At 56.4% G+C, this 18,096-nt stretch carries 16 protein-coding genes and 1 tRNA gene; 13 read left to right on the top strand and 4 right to left on the bottom strand.

What is annotated here, in order from left to right:
• Positions 1-62: 62 nt before the first annotated feature.
• The 3 genes from FCN45_RS12240 to FCN45_RS12230 form a co-directional block, all read right to left on the bottom strand.
• A complete protein-coding gene (locus FCN45_RS12240; RefSeq protein WP_137386085.1) occupies positions 63-890 on the bottom strand; it encodes a glycosyltransferase family 8 protein in 828 nt (275 codons plus the stop codon).
• A gap of 18 nt (positions 891-908) precedes the next feature.
• Positions 909-2,291: a D-arabinono-1,4-lactone oxidase gene (locus FCN45_RS12235; protein WP_137386084.1), complete on the bottom strand. Its 1,383-nt coding sequence runs from the start codon at positions 2,289-2,291 to the stop codon at positions 909-911.
• A 74-nt stretch (positions 2,292-2,365) separates the two neighbouring features.
• The gene (locus FCN45_RS12230; RefSeq protein ID WP_137386083.1) at positions 2,366-3,007 is read right to left on the bottom strand and encodes a TetR family transcriptional regulator; all 642 of its coding nucleotides are present in this window, start codon (positions 3,005-3,007) and stop codon (positions 2,366-2,368) included.
• 214 nt (positions 3,008-3,221) lie between these two features.
• Between FCN45_RS12230 and FCN45_RS12225 the strand changes: the two genes are divergently transcribed.
• From FCN45_RS12225 to FCN45_RS12190, 7 genes are all read left to right on the top strand, one after another.
• A complete protein-coding gene (locus FCN45_RS12225) occupies positions 3,222-4,049 on the top strand; it encodes a MetQ/NlpA family ABC transporter substrate-binding protein (protein ID WP_137386082.1) in 828 nt (275 codons plus the stop codon).
• 12 nt (positions 4,050-4,061) lie between these two features.
• Positions 4,062-5,192 carry a methionine ABC transporter ATP-binding protein gene (locus FCN45_RS12220; RefSeq protein ID WP_137386081.1) on the top strand — a complete coding sequence of 377 codons (1,131 nt, stop codon included), beginning with the start codon at positions 4,062-4,064 and terminating at the stop codon, positions 5,190-5,192.
• Positions 5,173-5,829: a methionine ABC transporter permease gene (locus tag FCN45_RS12215; protein WP_137386080.1), complete on the top strand. Its 657-nt coding sequence runs from the start codon at positions 5,173-5,175 to the stop codon at positions 5,827-5,829. Before FCN45_RS12220 ends, FCN45_RS12215 begins: the two co-directional genes overlap by 20 nt.
• Positions 5,830-5,926: 97 nt before the next feature.
• Complete coding sequence (locus FCN45_RS12210) at positions 5,927-7,126, top strand: M20 family metallopeptidase (RefSeq protein ID WP_137386079.1); 1,200 nt, start codon at positions 5,927-5,929, stop codon at positions 7,124-7,126.
• Between the two features lie 11 nt (positions 7,127-7,137).
• Positions 7,138-8,442 carry an NtaA/DmoA family FMN-dependent monooxygenase gene (locus tag FCN45_RS12205; RefSeq protein ID WP_137386078.1) on the top strand — a complete coding sequence of 435 codons (1,305 nt, stop codon included), beginning with the start codon at positions 7,138-7,140 and terminating at the stop codon, positions 8,440-8,442.
• 417 nt (positions 8,443-8,859) lie between these two features.
• On the top strand, positions 8,860-9,117 hold the full coding sequence (locus FCN45_RS12195) for an AbrB/MazE/SpoVT family DNA-binding domain-containing protein (RefSeq protein WP_075808466.1): 258 nt from the start codon (positions 8,860-8,862) through the stop codon (positions 9,115-9,117).
• On the top strand, positions 9,118-9,450 hold the full coding sequence (locus FCN45_RS12190; protein ID WP_137386077.1) for a type II toxin-antitoxin system PemK/MazF family toxin: 333 nt from the start codon (positions 9,118-9,120) through the stop codon (positions 9,448-9,450).
• 767 nt (positions 9,451-10,217) lie between these two features.
• Here the strand turns inward: FCN45_RS12190 and FCN45_RS12185 are convergent.
• A tRNA-Asn gene (locus FCN45_RS12185) sits at positions 10,218-10,293 on the bottom strand.
• A gap of 507 nt (positions 10,294-10,800) precedes the next feature.
• Between FCN45_RS12185 and FCN45_RS12180 the strand changes: the two genes are divergently transcribed.
• From FCN45_RS12180 to FCN45_RS12150, 6 genes are all read left to right on the top strand, one after another.
• The gene (locus FCN45_RS12180; RefSeq protein WP_110866691.1) at positions 10,801-11,724 is read left to right on the top strand and encodes a sugar ABC transporter substrate-binding protein; all 924 of its coding nucleotides are present in this window, start codon (positions 10,801-10,803) and stop codon (positions 11,722-11,724) included.
• A gap of 33 nt (positions 11,725-11,757) precedes the next feature.
• A complete protein-coding gene (locus FCN45_RS12175) occupies positions 11,758-13,242 on the top strand; it encodes a sugar ABC transporter ATP-binding protein (RefSeq protein WP_101763420.1) in 1,485 nt (494 codons plus the stop codon).
• Between the two features lie 14 nt (positions 13,243-13,256).
• Positions 13,257-14,288 (top strand): ABC transporter permease, encoded by a 1,032-nt coding sequence (locus tag FCN45_RS12170; RefSeq protein WP_101763421.1) that lies wholly within the window; start codon positions 13,257-13,259, stop codon positions 14,286-14,288.
• A gap of 569 nt (positions 14,289-14,857) precedes the next feature.
• Complete coding sequence (gene nac, locus FCN45_RS12160; protein ID WP_101763422.1) at positions 14,858-15,775, top strand: nitrogen assimilation transcriptional regulator NAC; 918 nt, start codon at positions 14,858-14,860, stop codon at positions 15,773-15,775.
• Between the two features lie 352 nt (positions 15,776-16,127).
• Positions 16,128-17,087, top strand: coding sequence for an HTH-type transcriptional regulator Cbl (gene cbl, locus FCN45_RS12155; protein ID WP_101762578.1), 960 nt, complete (start codon positions 16,128-16,130; stop codon positions 17,085-17,087).
• Between the two features lie 114 nt (positions 17,088-17,201).
• Positions 17,202-18,047, top strand: a complete 846-nt coding sequence (locus FCN45_RS12150; RefSeq protein ID WP_137386076.1) for a GNAT family N-acetyltransferase — start codon at positions 17,202-17,204, stop codon at positions 18,045-18,047.
• The last annotated feature ends 49 nt before the right edge of the window (positions 18,048-18,096 follow it).

The raw sequence follows: 18,096 nt of genomic DNA, 5'->3' as shown, positions 1-18,096 counted from the left end.
CGACCTGGCCCGCAGTAATGGGCAATTCATATGAAACAGCGCGACGAATCGCGCTGTTTTTTTTATTCCGCCGCGAACTCCCACCACAGCTTATCCAGCGCGTAGTAGCGGTCGCGTTCCGATTCAGGCTGATTCAGGTCGCGTTTCCAGGGCTTCGCCAGAATAAAGTGCAGGTTCTTCACTTCATCTTCGCGCCACATCTTACTGTGCTGGAACTGTAAGGTTTTCAGCGCATTGTATTTGTACGAAAGCGGCAGCCAGCGATCCTCGAACACTTCATTAAGCAAATCCTGCTCGGAGAACGGATAGCGGCGCAGATCGGTAATGCCCGCCACTTTCTCCTGCAGCCACGCAAACACCGCCAGATCCGGCTTCAGCACCAAAAAACCGCCGTTCAGGTAGCGATCGAGCGTGGTTGGTGCCGGTTCGCCGCGATCCTGCCAGGTATAGTGACAATTCTCTGGCTGCCAGCTGGCGGGATAACTGGCGATCTTGTTGGGATTGCAGCGACAGGCGTGGCACGCTGCCAGCGCATGCTTGCCCAGATCGAGCGTAAACAGCTCATCCATGTTGCGCAGCACCAGCATGTCGGCATCGAGAAATACTACGCGCTCACAATCAACCAGCTCCCACGCGCGCAGCTTGCTCCACACTTCACCGAACTGCGCCGAGGCGTAATGCTGCTCCAGTTCGGCGTTTGGCATCAGCGGATCCACCGGATGGATCACGCAGCCCAGCGCCTGCAACGCTTCACGCGTCTCCAGATCGATGGCGTCTGTAACCATCACAATCAGCGGCCAGCGGGTTTCGCTGCGCTTCAGCGAGCGGTGCAGCGCCTTCACGCCAATAAAATAGTCCGGCTGCGTTAACAGCGTTACCCATGCAAACATGGTTTCTCCCCTTCAAACTTAATCAAACAAAGCAGTGACATAGTCATTGCTAAAACGGCGTTGTGGATCGAGCTGGTCGCGCACTGCGCGGAAAGCGTCCCACTGCGGATAGATATCGCGCCACTGATAGCGCTGCGGATCGTAATATTTGCCCCAGTGCGGACGTCCGCCTTCGGCCGCCAGCAGCTTCTCGACTTCAGTGAGAAAATGCAGGCCATCCTGCGACAGCGAACCGTCATCAGCGTAATAAACCACAAAGCCAAAGAAGCAGGTGGCGTGCTGATACGCCGGGCTGAGCCAGCCTTCAGACGCGCCGGTACAGCGCAGAATGATCGGATAGTGCATGTGCGGATGATTCTCGGCATACCACGCTTTGATCTTGCTGATGATCTGCGGCGTTTTCTCTAGCGGCACGCCGATCTCGACGTTGATCTGCGGCACGGCAATGCCGCGACAAAATAGCTGATAGATATCGCCGCTGATGTCGGTGAAATCGCGGAAACGCGTCACGGTGCGGAACTGTTTACCCCCTTTGCCGTGAATCTGCGTATCGCGATGCATCTGCGCCAGCGTCTGGTCGATGGTGTCATTCAGGCTGCTGTCGGTGTCATCGCCATGCTCAATCACCTCGCGCTGATTGGCGTGCCATGCCTGCGAATCTTCAGCGCTGGCTTCGTGCGCGTTCCACACGTGCATCAGGTTGTCATCGACAAACCACCAGGCTTTGCTCATCTCATACTGCTGGTTCCATTCGATCAGATCGTTCTCCAGCGTATCGGCGGAGACGGCGAATTTGTGGCAGGTAAACAGGCGGAAAGGGCGGGTGCGCAGCGTCACGGCCGTCACAATTCCCAGGCTGCCGAGCGAAACCTGTGCGGCAGCGAAATCGGGCTCACCGCGCACAAATTCACGCACGCTGCCGTCAGCCAACACCATGCGGATGCGCAGCGCTTCATCGGCGATGGAGCTTTGCGCTAAACCCTGGCCGTGTGTGCCGGTGGCCATCGCGCCCGCCAGCGTCTGCACCGCGATCACCCCCGGCGACGAGGCCAGCATGCGATCCATCTCGGTTAGGGTGCTGTAAACCTGCTCCAGCGGCGTACCGGCGGCAAAGGTGACGCTCTCTTCGTCATGGGCGATCACGCCGTTGAACGCGCTGAGATCCAGCAGCAAATCCTGCTCATCAACGCCCAGCATGCGGCCCGGCGACAAGCGGTTGCCCAGCACGCGCACTTTGCCGCTGGCGGTGCGCAGCAGTTGTTGCAACTCCGCTTCAGTTTGCGGCTGTTGTAACTGACTACGCTGACCAACCACCGTGTTTTGCGCCCAGTTCCACAGTGCGCTGTCCCGATCGGTATTCTGCGTATGGCGTAAGGGATAAAGGTGGGGATCTTTGTTCACTACGGCGTTCCTTAGTCTGTGGTCTGTGACGGTCCCAAATTTAAAAGCGTAGACCATCAGCGCGCAGCCGCAGCCTACGAGGCTTTGCGCACATAACGCAGCGTGGCGGTGACGGCTAACTGGCGGTTGCGACGGATGCTGTCTTCCTCGCTATCGTTCGGCGTGAACAGCGTGTGAAAGGTGTAGCGATTGGAGACGTGATGCACACAAATGCTGCTCAGCAAGCGGTGCACATCCACGGTATCCAGCCCAGCAATAAACAGCCCTTGCTGCTGGCCGCGCGTCAGAATGTCATCCAGCACATCGAGTGCACTTTTGTTCAGCGCCTTGATGCGTTCGGATTGCATGATGTAGCGCCCGCGCAGCAGGTTTTCGGTACACACCAGCCGCATAAAATCCGGGTGCGAAACGTGGTAATCAAAGCTGGCTTCCACCAGTTTGGTCATCGCCAGTTCCGGTGCCATCTCGGCGAGATTAAGGCCGGTTTCATGCTGCCGAATCGCCTGATACACCTGCTCCAGCACCTCAATATAGAGCTGCTCTTTATTGCCGAAGTGATACACCACCATGCGTTTAGTGGTATGCGCGTGCTCAGCGATCTGCTCCAGCCGCGCGCCCTGCATACCGAACTCGGCGAACATTTTCAGCGCACCAGCAAGAATGCGCTTCTTAAGCCCTTCAGGGTCATTTTTTCGTTTAGGTGTGGTGTTCGACATAGCGCTTATAGTAACAAGTCCATCAAAAGGGGGAGGATAGCACAGCCCTTTCTCGCGTGTGGCGATGCGAGCGGCGCGGCGGCTTTATGCTTTTCAGGAATAGCATTCCTGAATAAATCATAATGCAGGAATAAGCATCTGCGTATACTGCGGTCAACTGTCGTTACGACAGCTAATTTTGACTCGCGCAATTATAACGATTAGGAAGCACTTTATGCACACACGTCTGTCAGCAGTAAAAAATAAATTCCTGTTAACGGCTGGCGCCTTGCTGCTGGCCAGCGCGGCGCTGTCGCCGCTGTCCATCGCGCACGCGGCGGACAAAACCTCGGTAAAAGTCGGCATTATGAGCGGCGAAGATGAAGACGTCTGGCGCGAAGTGATCAAACAGGCGGCGGCGAAAGGCTTAACGGTGAAAACCGTCATTTTCAACGATTACAACCAGCCGAACGAAGCGCTGCAAAACGGCGAAGTGGATGCCAACGCCTTCCAGCATCAGCCGTTCCTCAATAACCAAATCAAGGTCAATCACTACGACATCGTACGCGTCGGCGATACCGCCGTGTGGCCGATTGGTCTCTACTCGAAGAAAGTGAAAAGCGCCAAAGCGCTGAAAGAGGGCGCGGTGATTGGCGTGCCAAACGATCCCTCTAACGAAGCGCGCGGTCTGGTGCTGCTTGAGCAACAAGGCCTGATCAAACTGAAGCCGGGCGTCGGCATCGCGGCCACCACCGCCGATATCACCGCCAATCCGCATCATCTGAAAATCAAAGAGCTGGATTCCGGCATCATCGGCCGCTCCGTTCCTGATCTGGATGCCGCCGTGGTCAACACCGATTGGGCGCTGAAAAGTGGCCTGACCGCCGAAGATCGCATTGCGCAGGAGCCGGTAAAAGATAACCCGTACAACAACTTTATTGCGGTGAAGAAAGAGAACGTCAGCGCGCCGTGGGTGAAAACGCTGGTGGCTTCTTATCAGAACGATGCCGTGAAGACCGTGTTTGACAAGGTCTACAAAGGCACGGGCGAAACGGCCTGGTAAGGAACGATAAAGATGACGTTATTCTCAGCAGCCGAAACGCCCTTTACCGCCGTGAAACGCGGCGTGGCGGAAAGTGCCCATGACGAGGCGCAGGTGAAGTTTCGCGACAGCGGCAGCGTGGTGCGCCTGCAAGGTGTGTCACGTCGTTTTGGACAAACCCAGGCGCTGCGCGATATCTCGTTGACGGTGCAGAAAGGCGAAATCCTTGGCCTGATCGGGCGCAGCGGCGCGGGGAAATCCACGCTGATCCGCTGTCTCAACGGGCTGGAACAACCTGATGAAGGCGTCATTGAAATCGAAGGCCGTAACATCACCGGCCTGTCGGAAAAACAGCTGCAAACGGTGCGCAGCCGCGTTGGCATGGTGTTCCAGCACTTCAATCTGTTATCAGCAAAAACGGTGGCGCAGAACGTTGCGCTGCCGCTGAAAATTGCCGGCATGGATAAGGTGCAACGAAAGCAGCGCGTGGCGGAACTGCTGGCGCTGGTGGGATTGGCGGACAAAGCGCAAAGCTATCCGGCAGCGTTATCCGGCGGTCAAAAACAGCGGGTTGGCATTGCCCGCGCGCTGGCGGCCAGCCCGGCGCTGCTGCTGTGCGACGAAGCCACCTCGGCGCTCGATCCGGAAACCACGCGCTCAATTCTGGCGCTGCTCAAATCCCTGAATCAAAAACTCGGCATCACCATTCTGCTGATTACCCATGAGATGGAAGTGATCAAATCCGTGGCGCATCGCGTGGCGGTGATTGATGCCGGTGAAATCATTGAACAAGGTCCGGTTTGGCAGGTGTTTGCGCATCCGCAATCGGCCCTGACGCGCACGCTGCTGCGCGGTTTGCTGCCGCAGCTGCCGGAAAATATTGCAGCGCGCCTCAGCGATGACAAGCAAGGCGACGCCATCTACAGCGTGCACTTTGCCGGTGACGATGCGCAGGGCGATCTGCTCACCCGCTTTGCCGGTGCGCTGCCGGGCAAATTCCGCCTGCTGCAGGGCGGCATCGATCACATCCAGCACTACGCGGTGGTGCGTTTCTTTATTGCGCTCCCGGCAGCCAACGCGGCCGACGAGCAACAGATTCTCAGCTGGCTGCAGGCGCAGCAGGCTCAAGTGGAGTGGGTGGGTTATGTCGCCAGTCATGATTGATCGTTTACTCAATGCGTTAGGCGAAACGGTATTAATGACGGTGATTTCCGGCCTGTTTTCGCTGGTGGCGGGCTTGCCGCTCGGCCTGATTCTGGTGATGACCAGCCCCGGCGGCATCGCCGAACATCGCGGCGTTAATCGCGTGCTGGGCCTGATCATCAACAGCTTCCGCTCGCTGCCGTTCATCATTCTGCTGGTGGCGCTGATTCCCTTTACCCGTTTTCTGGTCGGCACCTCGCTCGGCACCTGGGCCGCGATTGTACCGCTGTCGATCACCGCCACGCCGTACTTCGCGCGCGTGGCGGAAGTGTCGCTGCGTGATGTCGATCGCGGCCTGATTGATGCGGTGCGCGCCATGGGCGCCAGCAAGCTGCGCATTGTCTGGGACGTGCTGATCCCGGAAGCGCTGCCCGGCATCTTGTCGGGATTTGTGGTTACGCTGGTGGCGCTAATTGGTGCTTCGGCCATGGCCGGCGCGATTGGCGCAGGCGGACTGGGCGATTTGGCGATCCGTTATGGCTATCAGCGCTTTGAAACCTCAGTGATGATCGCGGTGATTGCGGTGCTGATTGTGCTGGTGTGCGGCATTCAGTGGCTCGGCGACCGGTTAGTGCAGCGTATTGATAAGCGCCATTGATTATCACTGATGCGCGATAAATCGCGCCGCTACGAATACCTGCATCTAAGGTAGCGGCGCAATCTATTGCGCATTGTTTTGCCAAAGGAGAATGCTCATGTCGCTGAATCCACTTCAGCTCACGCTCGAAAACAGCCTCGAACAACACAGCGCCGCTTATCTCAAGGTATCGCAGGCGATATTCCAAAATCCCGAAACCGGCAACAACGAATATTTTGCCAGTGAGCGACTCACGCAACTACTTAGCGCTGAGGGCTTTGCGGTCACGCGCAACGTCGCCGGACATGAAACGGCGTTCTACGCGGTGAAGGCCAGCGACAAACCGGGCCCCACCATCGCTTTTCTCGCGGAATATGACGCGCTGATCGGCATCGGTCACGCCTGCGGTCATAACCTGATTGGCACCACCAGCGTGGCGGCGGCCATCACGCTCGCGCAGGTGCTGGATCAAACCGGCGGGCGCGTAGTGGTATTAGGCACCCCCGCGGAAGAGGGCGGATTGGGCGGACCGGGCGGACCCAAAGGCAACGTGAAAAAGCGCTTTGTCGAAGCCGGCTACCTCAAAGATGTCGACGTGGCGCTGATGGTGCATCCTTCGGGCAAAACCCGCCTGACTGAATCGACGCTCGCCAATAATCATCTCTATTTCCACTTCTACGGCAAGCCGTCGCACGCCGCCAGCGCGCCGCATGAAGGGATCAACGCGTTGGATGCGCTGGTGCTGCTCTACAACGGCATCAGCGTGCTGCGCCAGCAACTGCCGGATGGCGTGCGCGTGCACGGCATTATCACCAACGGCGGCCAGGCCCCGAACGTGATCCCGGAATACGCGTCGGCGCATTACTACATCCGCGCGGACAGCCGCGAAGTGGTGGAATCCTTTGAGCCGCGTCTACGTGCTATTGCTGAAGGCGTGGCGCTGGCGACCGGCGTGCGCGTCGAGATTGATCATCAGATTGGCCCGCGCGATTTCAAACTCAACGCAGCGCTGGATGCCTTGCTGCTGGAAGAGTTCACCGCGGCAGGCGAGCAGGTTGATCTCTCGCCGCAGAAAAACAAAGTCTCCACCGATGCTGGCGACATCAGCCACGCGGTGCCGACGGCGCATCCGTGGCTGAAAATCGGCCCCGACGATCTGATTTTCCATACCGTGCCATTTCGTGAAGCGGCCAACTCAGCGCGCGGCTATCAGGCGCTGCTGATTGGCGCCCGCGTGCTGGCTCGCACCGGCTTACGTCTGCTGACCGATGCGGACGCCTTAAACCATGTCAAAGCGGATTTCGCGCGACAACCATAAAGGAGAGTGTTGTGTCGCAAACGTATCGCAGAAAACTGAAAACGCTGGTCGGCGCCAGCAGTGTGATTTCCGCCGCCAATGACAGCCAGACCGGCGTGGGCATCACGCGCGCCATCGAACTGGCGAAAATTGCCGAGCGCGAAAAAATCACCGGCCTGTTCACCGCCGATTTGCTGCAGGCCGATGCGGCCGGATTAGCGGGCACCACCGGCACGCAAGATCCGCTGATTGCGCTGGCGGCATTGAGCCAGGTCACTTCGCACATCGGTTTAATCGCTACCGTCAGCACCAGCTGGCTGCATCCGTATAATCTGGCGCGTCAGGTCGGCACGCTCGATCACATCAGCGGCGGCCGCGCGGGCTGGAACGCGGTAACTTCCTCGGTTGGCGAGGAGAACTTCGGTGAGAGCCAGCTGCCGCCACCGCAGGAGCGCTACGCGCGCGCCACTGAATTTATTGAAGTGATGAACGCGCTGTATGACGCCAACGAACGCGCGGCAGTGCAGCGTACGGCCAGCGGCGGCATTCGTCTCAATCACAGCAAACTGCATCCGATTCACTATCGCGGCGACTATTTCCAGGTGGCGGGACCGCTTAACGTGCCGCCGCCGCCTCAGCGCCGTCCGGTGCAGTTCCAGGCGGGCCAATCCGACGCGGGCGTCACGCTCGGCGCACGTTATGCCGAGGTGATTTACACCTCGCAGCCCACGTTTGATGCGGCGCAAACCTTCGTGGCTGATGTGCAGCAGCGGGCGCGACGTTTTGGCCGCGAACATAATCCGCCGCTGATCATGAACTCGTTCCACGCCATCATTGGCGACAGCGACGCCGATGTGGCGCGCCGTCTGCGCGATAAGCATGAACGCATCAACTATGAACAGGGCAGATTACGCGTGGCCGACATGCTGGGCGGCGAGGTGGATCTACGCGATGTGCCGCTCGACCAACCGCTGCCCGCCGCGTTGATTCCCGAACTGGCGCAGGTGCATCGTCGTCAGGGGCGCGCCGCCATTTTCCGTGGCTATGCGTTGGAAGGATTAACCTTGCGCGAGCTGATCATCAAAGCCGAAGAGACCGGCCACTGGTTTGTAGCCGGTACGCCAGAAACCCTGGCCGATGCCATCGAACAGCGCTACCGCGCCGGCGTGCTGGATGTGATTTCGTTGCATGGACTCGGCCAGCCCGATCAGCAGGATTTGCTGCTCAACGGCCTGCTGCCAGAACTGCGTCGCCGCCAGCTGATCGATAACGATTATGTCGGCAACGATTTCCGCAGCAGTCTGGAGCTGGCTCCGCTACCAAACGCTATCGATTAACCCAAACCAGGTGCGCGCTTATGCGCATCTGGTTGGCGGTCGCCATACGAAGCGCCATTTCAAGTTAAAGCTCAGTCACTGCAAGCAAGGTTACGGAAGCTGCGCCGCATTTTGTTTATCCGATCCGTCATAATCCTTTGAACTGCAAAAACAGTTTTCTATTATCGGCCTTCTTTGTTACGCACTAAGCTCCCGCCTGTACAAAATGCTTCATGACCTGAAAGAAGCGCCTTGTGTATCAGGATGGTCGCCGTTTTTTCGGCAACGCTGCCTTTGAAAACGGCTGAATCTGTCCTTCGATGGATTAAGGCTTTCTTCACGCTTTATTACGCTAAGGAAATCACAATGAATCAGATGAATAATTGTGCATCGCCTGCTGTAGATGTTATATTAAAATATAATATCAGGAGGTGCTCTATGTATACAACTCGCCTGAAAAAGGTCGGCGGATCCATCATGCTGGCGGTTCCCCCCGCCGTGCTGAAAACGCTGGAGCTGTCGATGGGCAGCGAAGTGGGTATGACTATTGATAATGGCTGCCTGATTATTGAACCCCAGAAACGGCCCCGTTATTCGCTTGAGGAACTGCTGGCGCAGTGCGATCCGCACGCCGAAATGAGTGAAGAGGATCGGGAATGGATTGATGCGCCTGCGGTGGGCAAGGAGATCCTGTAAATGGACAGAGGGGAAATCTGGCTTGTTTCACTGGATCCGATTGCCGGCCACGAGCAAAGCGGAAAACGTCCGGTGCTTATCGTATCGAAGGCATCATTTAACACGCTCACCCGGTTGCCCGTTGTTGTCCCTGTGACCAGCGGCGGAAACTATGCTCGCGAAGCCGGTTTCACCGTTTCACTGGACGGGGCGGGAACAAAAACAACGGGCGTGATCCGCTGCGACCAGCCCAGAACCATTGATATGGGAGCCCGAAATGGTAAGCGACTGGAGCGTATACCCGACGCTGTCGTGAATGAGGTGCTGGCTCGACTGGAAGCCATTCTGAGCTGATATTTTTTATGTAACCTGAACGAGGGCGCTGTCACATACAGCGCCCTCATTTTTTATAACAACAAGTGATTAAAAAATCTTTTGCAGGTAAAAACAGTTTCTCCTTTCCCCGCCAGCGGCACTGGCGTAGTCTCCCCCTTGCTCTATGCTGTCGTAGACAGCGCCCAACGCTTCACAACCTGAAAGAAGCGCCTGTTATCAGGACGCTGGATCCGTTTACCTGTGCAGACCTCTGCAAACCCCGGGTTGCAGAACATCGCGACGGAGGCCCGAGTTTTAACACGATACGTCCTTTACTGCGCCAGCCTGCTGGTCTGAATTTGCACCGTGCCGGAATTCTCCTGGCTAACCTGTACCCTCAGCGCCTTTTACCCTACGGACTGCGGCCTGCATTGCCGCAAGGCTTTCCTGCTGCGTGGTCGTAAAACTGCACCAACAATAAATTTTCAGACACTGCACCAGTCCAGTGCGCCACTTTAACCGCGCAGAGCGGGAAGTGACGCACGCAGCCTTTTCGACCTGCACCAGAAAACTCAACTGCGCCAGCTCACGGCTGGATCCTGACACCGCCTTTTCAGGCCATTTGACCAAAAAGGAGAACATGAACCGATACCAGAGGGGAATCAGGACGATCCGGGGGATGACCCGCTAAGGCGGGCCGCTGCTCAGAGAGCACAACCGAAGCCCCACCACACCTCAACAGCGACCGCTCCGGCGCATAAAAAGCAAAAAGCCCGCTTAGTTTCCTAAGCGGGCTTTTCTAAATTTGGCTCCTCTGACTGGACTCGAACCAGTGACATACGGATTAACAGTCCGCCGTTCTACCGACTGAACTACAGAGGAATCGTGTGAACGAGGCGCATATTAGCGATGCCGATCCCCGTTGTCAAAGCCCGACTGCACACTTTTGGTTTAAGTGCGCGTAAAAGCAGCGGAATGCTGCTTTTCTGCCTTGAATGATCAGATTCTAAACTGCCAGCAAGATCTCACTTTAAACGCAATTCCTTTGAGATGTTAGATGCATGTCAAAGTTTTGTTATTTGCCGATTTTAAAACAATCATTTCAGTGCTTTTATGATGAAAGTTTCAAATGCAAGTTAGATGAAATAAATGAACTGCTAATCATCACCGGCGAAATGAGTTGTGTCATCTGAAACGGCATTTCGAAAATAACTGGCTGATTAGTAGCAAGTTACACAGAAAAGATGCAGTAAACCGATAGCGTTAGACCAGAAGCCTTACCTCTACAACCACAAAAAAAACGCCAGCGACGTTGAGTGAATGTAAAAGATATTTTTCATTCGCGGTCTCAGCCAACCTGAGCATGTTAACGAATAAGAAGGGTTACCTATGAAATTCAAAAAAGCGTTATTAACTTCCCTGTTAGTTTGCATGTTACCTGCCGCTGTGATGGCAAAAGACCTTCAGGTAGGCGTTTCTATGGCGCTGTTCGACGACAACTTCCTCACCATTCTGCGCAACGCAATGCAGAAAGAGATGCAAAAAGACAACATCAAAGGCCAGGTTGAAGACGCCAAAGGTGACGTGGCACAGCAGCTGCAGCAGGTGCAGAACTTCATTGGGCAGGGCGTTGACGCCATCATCGTTAACCCTGTGGATACCAACGCGGTGAAACCGCTGGTGGATGCCGCAGCGAAAGCCGGCGTGCCGCTGGTGTTCGTCAACCGTAAACCGGCAGGCGAGTTGAAAGACAAAATGGCGTTTGTCGGTTCGGATTCTGAACTGGCGGGCCGTCTGCAGATGGAAGCGCTGGCTAAAAAGATGAACGGCAAAGGCAACGTGGCGATTCTGCTGGGTGACCTGGCTAACGAATCCACCCGTGAACGCACCAAAGGTGTGGAAGCGGTGGTTGCCAAATATCCGGGCATTAAGGTTGTGCAGAAACAGACTGCTAAATTCACCCGTAATGATGCGGTGGACGTGGTGAGTAACTGGCTGACCGCGGGCGATGACATTCAGGCGATTGCCTCTAACAACGATGAAATGGCAATCGGTGCGCTGCAGGCGCTGGGTAAAAACCCGAATCACATCCTGGTAGCGGGTGTGGATGGGACACCGGACGCACTGCAGATGATCAAGAACGACAAAATGGTCGCCACGGTCTTCCAGGATGCGAAAGGTCAGGGCGAAGGCGCGGTACAAACGGCGGTCAAGCTGATTAACGGCGAGAAAGTGCAGAAAGTCGTCGATATCCCGTTCCAGCTGATTACCAAAGATAACTACGAAAAATTCGCCAGTCAGAACCAGAAATAAACCGTAACCGACTTAGCCGTACGGAGGTGATGTATGACCGCTTTTGCGCTTGAAGCCGAAGGCATCAGCAAGTTCTTCCCCGGAGTGAAGGCACTCGACAATGTCTCACTGCGTATTAAACCGGGGTCGGTACATGCCCTGATGGGTGAAAATGGCGCGGGCAAATCCACTTTAATGAAATGCCTTATCGGGATGTATCGTCCCGATAAGGGCACCATTCGCATTAAAGGGGAGCCGGTGCAGTTTCAGGACACCATGGATGCGCTGCGTTCCGGCATCTCCATGATTCACCAGGAACTCAATCTGGTGCCTTACATGACCGTGGCCGAGAACATCTGGCTCGGCCGCGAACCGATGAAGTACGGCTTTGTTGACCATGGCAAGCTGAACAAACAGACGCAGGAACTGCTGAACAAACTCAATATCCGTTTGAAAGCCGATCGTCTGGTCGGCGAGTTAAGTATTGCGTCGCAGCAGATGGTGGAAATCGCGAAAGCGGTGTCATGGAATTCGGACATCGTGATTATGGATGAACCGACCTCCGCACTGACGGAAACCGAAGTGGCGCACCTGTTCACCATCATCCGCGACCTGCGTGAGCAGGGCAAAGCCATCATCTACATTAGCCATAAGATGGATGAGATTTTCACCATTACCGATGAGATCAGTATTTTCCGTGACGGATCGTGGGTCGGCAGCAACAGTACCAGCGAATACACGCGTCAGTCACTGATTACGCAGATGGTGGGCCGTGAATTAACTCAGCTGTTCCCGAAATTCAACGGTGAAATCGGTGGGGATGTGCTGACGGTGCGCAATCTCACCTGCAAAGATCGCTTCACCGACATCAACTTCACGGTGCGCAAGGGCGAAATCCTCGGCGTAGCGGGATTGGTGGGTGCCGGACGCAGCGAAGTGATGGAAAGCCTGTTCGGCATGGAGAGTTTCGACAGCGGTGAAATCCTGATTGATGGCGTGCCGGTCAAGATCGATTCGCCGTCAACGGCGATTGAGAAGGGCATGGCGTTCCTGACCGAAGACCGTAAAAAGTCGGGGCTGTTCCTGGTGTTGTCGGTGATGGAGAACATGAGCATCGTCAACATGCCCGATTACACCCATAAAAGCGGTTTTGTCAGCCACATCAAAATGGCGCAGGACTGCATGGATCAGATTCGCAAGCTGAACATCAAAACCCCCACCATGGATCAGATCATCAATAACCTCAGCGGCGGTAACCAGCAGAAGGTGCTGATTGCCCGCTGGCTGCTGGCGCAACCGAAGATCCTGATTCTCGACGAACCCACGCGCGGTATCGACGTGGGGGCAAAAGCAGAGATTTATCGCTTGATCAGTGAACTGGCGAATCGCGGCGTGGCCATCATTATGGTGTCGTCCGAACTGCCAGAAATTCTCGGCATGAGCGACCGCGTGATGGTTATGCACGGCGGACGTATAACCGGCATCCTCGATAAAGAAGAGGCCAATCAGGAATCCATTTTGTCGTTGGCATCCGAGTGAGGCGTGAGACACCTATGAGTAACGTAAAAATTACGGCCCCGCAGGCCGCAGAACAGAGTTCTTTCTTTGGCAACCTGCGTCACAAGCTGCCAAAAGACACCGGGATTTTTGTCGTGATGGTGGGCATTGCCCTGATTTTTGAAATTGCCGGTTGGTACGTACGTGACCAATCTTTCCTGATGAACACCAACCGCTTAGTGCTGATTATTCTGCAGGTGGCGATCATCGGTATCATCGCGGTGGGCGTGACCCAGGTCATCATCACCACCGGTATTGACCTGTCATCCGGTTCGGTTATTGCCCTCACCGCGGTAGTGGCGGCCAGTCTGGCGCAAACTTCAGACAGCCTGTCGCCGATGTATCCCTCGCTGGTGAACCTGCCTGCGGTGATTCCCATCGTCGCCGGCATCGGGGTCGGGCTGCTGTGCGGCGTAATGAATGGCGTGCTGATCACCAAAACCGGTATTCCGCCGTTCATCGCCACGCTTGGCATGATGGTGTCGGCACGCGGTTTGGCGCAGTACTACACGCAGGGTAACCCGATTAGCTTCCTGTCAGATGGCTTCACCTCCATCGGCCAGGGCGCGATGCCGGTCATTATCTTCCTGGTGGTGGCGTTCCTGTTCCATATCGCACTGAAACACACCCGCTACGGCAAATATGTTTACGCGATTGGCGGCAACATGACCTCCGCCAAAGTGTCCGGTATCAACGTTAATAAGTACCTGATCATCGTCTACACCATCGCCGGTGCGCTCTCTGGCCTGGCGGGTGTGGTGCTGGCGGCGCGCGTCAGTAGCGGCCAGTCCAGCATGGGGATGGCGTACGAACTGGATGCCATCGCCGCAGCGGTTATTGGCGGCAGCAGCCTGATGGGCGGCGTGGGGCGCATCACCGGTACGCTGATTGGTGCAGTGATTCTTGGCCTGATCAAGAGCGGCTTCACTTTTGTCGGTGTCGATGCTTACGTGCAGGACATCATCAAAGGCATCATCATCGTCGCAGCGGTTTCTATTGATATGCACAGAAACCGTAAAAAAAGATAATACGCTTCATACTTCACGCTGTAGCGGCGTTGGCTGCGAAAATTCCCCCCGGTCACATAGTGAACTATGCTCCCGGGGCTGAATTTTCTTGCCGCCTTGCTACAGCGCGAATTATTTTGCGTAGTGACATTGTGCACGGTCGGTTCCCTCTCCCGCGCGCGGGAGAGGGTTAGGGTGAGGGACAACGCGCATCGCCCGCCACATAAGTTTTCCAACTGGCTAAACCCCTTCTTTCCCGCTCGTTTTGTTCCATTCCCGCCGTTTCTGTTCACTTTCTGTGTTTTCTGCACCAAACCAGCTCATCCGGTCATCACTTTTTTGCACGCCTGACTCGCATTTTCTGCCCCATCGCGGTGCATGTTGTTCAACGCTTACGCAAATCACGTCATCGTCCGCGCTTATTAACTCCTTAGAGGTAATCACAAACGCTTATTTTCCGTGCCGTTAGGAAAAATCTGGCAACGCAATTTTGCATCGCGAACAAACCTGGCCTGCATATTGCAACTTCATTCCCACAAGCCAGCAGGCTGAAACACCCAACTGGGTATTCGGGGATTGACGGAGGCAACATGAATTTAAGACGACTCAAATATTTTGTAAAAATCGTCGATATCGGCAGCCTGACTCAGGCAGCAGAAGTGCTGCACATCGCGCAGCCTGCGCTTAGCCAGCAGGTGGCGACGCTGGAAAATGAACTCGATCAGCAATTGCTGATCCGCACCAAGCGCGGCGTGACGCCCACTGAAGCCGGAAAAATTCTGTATGCCCACGCTCGCACCATTCTGCGCCAGTGTGAACAGGCGCAAACGGCGGTGATTAACGCCGGCCAGGCACTGAACGGCCAGGTTTCGATTGGTTTAGCGCCGGGCACCGCCGCATCTTCGCTCACCATGCCGCTGCTGCACACGGTGCGTGAGCAGTTCCCGGATGTGCTGGTGTATCTGCATGAAAACAGCGGCACCTCGCTCAATGAAAAAGTGATGAACGGCCAGCTGGATATGGCGGTGCTGTACGACCGTGCGCCAACGGCGGGCATCAACAGCATTCCCTTAATGAAAGAAGAGCTCTATCTGGTGGGCGCAACGGCATGCCCGGGTGCGACGGTCGATCTGGCCGATGTGGCGCAGATGAGCCTGTTCCTGCCACGCGATTACAGCGCGGTGCGTAAACGTGTCGATGAAGCGTTCTCGCTGCGTCGTCTGAGCGCGCGCATTATTGGCGAAATCGAATCCATTTCGACGCTGACAGCGGCGGTGTCCAGCGGCATGGGCGTGACGGTGCTGCCGGAATCTGCGGCGCGGGCGCTGGTGAGTTCAACCCATGCGTGGATGGCGCGCATTAACAGTCCGTCACTCAATCTGCCGCTGTCGCTGAACATCTCGGCGCGTCTGCCGCTGTCGCCATCGGCGCAGGCCGTGAAGAATATTCTGCTGTCGCTGCTGAATAAGCCAGCGGTAGAGGACCGTGAATTGATGCTGGTGGGATGAGTTAAGCGCACTTTTTCCCTCACCCTAACCCTCTCCCATCAATGGGAGAGGGGACCGATCCCGCCGATATTAGCCAAATAAATCACCTCACCAACCAACCGCTCGATCATCTCCCTCGCCCGCTTGCGGGAGCGGGGATCGATCCAGCGCATATTTAGCCACAATGATCACCTCACCAACCAACCGCTCGATCAGCGCCCTCGCCCGCTTGCGGGAGAGGGCGGGGGTGAGGGCGTCCTTCAAACGACTCCTTATTACTATTACGCATAACACACCGTTTTTTATTATTTGTTGCCATGACACCAACTTCATAACATGGACGAAACAGGGGCAGGAATCAGGAGAAAAGGGTGTGAATTTCCAGCAACTTAAAATTATACGTGAAGCGGCCCGTTGCGAGTTCAACCTGACCGAAGTGGCGAATACGCTGTTTACCTCCCAATCCGGAGTCAGCCGCCATATTCGCGATCTGGAAGATGAACTGGGCGTAGAAATCTTTATTCGTCGTGGCAAGCGACTGTTAGGCATGACCGAACCGGGCAAGGCGCTGTTGACCATTGCTGAGCGCATCCTTGATGAAGCGGGCAAAGTACGCCGCTTAGCGGATGTGTTTACCAATGAAACCAGCGGCGTGCTGACCATCGCCACCACGCACACCCAAGCGCGTTACAGCCTGCCGCGCGTGATCAAAGCGTTTCGCCAGCTCTATCCCAACGTGCGCCTTGAGCTGAATCAGGGATCGCCGCAGGAGATCGTCGCCATGCTGCTGGCCGGTGAAGCCGATATCGGTATCGCCTCCGAGCAGCTAGTGAACAACAGCAGTCTCGCGGCGTTCCCGTGGTTCAGCTGGCATCACTCGCTGCTGGTGCCGCACGATCATGAACTGTTACAGCAGCAGCCTATTACGCTCGCCAGCCTGAGCCGCTATCCGTTAATCACTTATCGTCAGGGCATCACCGGCCGTTCGCGGGTGGATCGGGCATTCCAGGCCGCCGGTCTGCGCCCGGATATCGTGCTCAGCGCGCAGGATTCTGACGTGGTGAAAACCTACGTGGAACTCGGTCTTGGCGTGGGGATTCTCGCCGATCAGGCGTGCGATATTTACGAAGGCGAAGATCTGGTAAAAATCGACACCCATCATCTGTTCGATGCCAATACCGTGTGGCTCGGCCTGAAGCGCGGCCAGCTGCAACGCAATTACGTTTGGCAGTTCCTCGAACTCTGTAATGCCAACCTGTCGCTGGAGGAGATCAAGCGTCAGGCGCTCTCCTACGAAACCGAAAACGAACCGGCCATCGACTTCCAGATCTAAGCCAGCACGGTGCGGCGCAACCTAGCCGCACCGCCACGCAACCGCGTTCCCGCTTTCATCCCCGCCCTGAAATGTGCTAAAGACAAGGGCATTTCCCGCACATCAGGAGCAAACATGATTAGGCTACGCGCTATGACGCCACGCGACATCGATTCCGGCGTTGCCCTCACGCAGCAACTGCACTGGCCGCATCGCCGCGAAGACTGGCAGCAGGCGCTGACGTTCGGCGCAGGCACGGTGGCTGAACATCAGGGCGACTACGCCGGCAGCGCGCTGGGGTTTCGCTGGGGCGAGCAGGCGGCCACCATCGGACTCGTCATCGTCAGCCCACGCTGGCAAGGGCAGGGCATCGGTAAACAGTTGATGCTGGCGCTGCTGGAACAATTTCCTGATTATCGGCTGCGGCTGCACGCCACCGAGAGCGGTAAACCGCTGTACCAGAAACTCGGTTTTACGGTAGCGGGCCAGATCCTGCAGCATCAAACGCGCGCGCTGGCGGCGGTGCCGGCGTTAAGGGTGCCAGCCGGTTTCACGCTGCGTCCCGCGCAGCCCGCAGAGGCACAACAGTTAACCGCCTTCGATCACCAGGCGCACGGCCTGTGGCGCCCCGCCTTAATCGCCCATCTGATTGCCGCTGCACAAACCCGGATATTGCTGGATGCACAGCAGCGCGTGCAGGGCTTTGCCAGCCTGCGCCGTTTTGGTCACGGCTGGTCGATTGGCCCGGTGATTGCGTTGAATCTGGCGAGCGCGCAAACCTTGATTGCCGCCCTGATGCAGATGCTGCGCGGCGAGTTTGTGCGCATCGATACCGACGCCGCGTTACCGCTGGCGCCATGGCTGAAAACCCTGGGTCTGGAGCAGATGGATGCGCCCACCATCATGGTACGCGGCACGCCGTGGATGCCAAAGCCCGGCGCGATGCAGGCTTATGGTTTGATGACGCAGGCGATGGGGTGATGCTGAGTGGCAAGGGGCGCGATGCCGCCACGGTAACGAGCGGAATTTG

The organism is Pantoea sp. SO10 (genome assembly GCF_005281435.1).
GTDB lineage: Bacteria > Pseudomonadota > Gammaproteobacteria > Enterobacterales > Enterobacteriaceae > Pantoea > Pantoea leporis.
Note: the sequence above shows the minus strand (reverse complement) of the source record. Positions and strands in the feature narration are given on the sequence as shown.

Coding starts and splice junctions, on each gene's coding strand:
- FCN45_RS12240 (WP_137386085.1), bottom strand. CDS start 890: ATGTTTGCATGGGTAACGCTGTTAACGCAGCCGGACTATTTTATTGGC.
- FCN45_RS12230 (WP_137386083.1), bottom strand. CDS start 3,007: ATGTCGAACACCACACCTAAACGAAAAAATGACCCTGAAGGGCTTAAG.
- FCN45_RS12225 (WP_137386082.1), top strand. CDS start 3,222: ATGCACACACGTCTGTCAGCAGTAAAAAATAAATTCCTGTTAACGGCT.
- FCN45_RS12220 (WP_137386081.1), top strand. CDS start 4,062: ATGACGTTATTCTCAGCAGCCGAAACGCCCTTTACCGCCGTGAAACGC.
- FCN45_RS12215 (WP_137386080.1), top strand. CDS start 5,173: ATGTCGCCAGTCATGATTGATCGTTTACTCAATGCGTTAGGCGAAACG.
- FCN45_RS12210 (WP_137386079.1), top strand. CDS start 5,927: ATGTCGCTGAATCCACTTCAGCTCACGCTCGAAAACAGCCTCGAACAA.
- FCN45_RS12195 (WP_075808466.1), top strand. CDS start 8,860: ATGTATACAACTCGCCTGAAAAAGGTCGGCGGATCCATCATGCTGGCG.
- FCN45_RS12190 (WP_137386077.1), top strand. CDS start 9,118: ATGGACAGAGGGGAAATCTGGCTTGTTTCACTGGATCCGATTGCCGGC.
- FCN45_RS12180 (WP_110866691.1), top strand. CDS start 10,801: ATGAAATTCAAAAAAGCGTTATTAACTTCCCTGTTAGTTTGCATGTTA.
- FCN45_RS12175 (WP_101763420.1), top strand. CDS start 11,758: ATGACCGCTTTTGCGCTTGAAGCCGAAGGCATCAGCAAGTTCTTCCCC.
- FCN45_RS12170 (WP_101763421.1), top strand. CDS start 13,257: ATGAGTAACGTAAAAATTACGGCCCCGCAGGCCGCAGAACAGAGTTCT.
- nac (WP_101763422.1), top strand. CDS start 14,858: ATGAATTTAAGACGACTCAAATATTTTGTAAAAATCGTCGATATCGGC.
- FCN45_RS12150 (WP_137386076.1), top strand. CDS start 17,202: ATGATTAGGCTACGCGCTATGACGCCACGCGACATCGATTCCGGCGTT.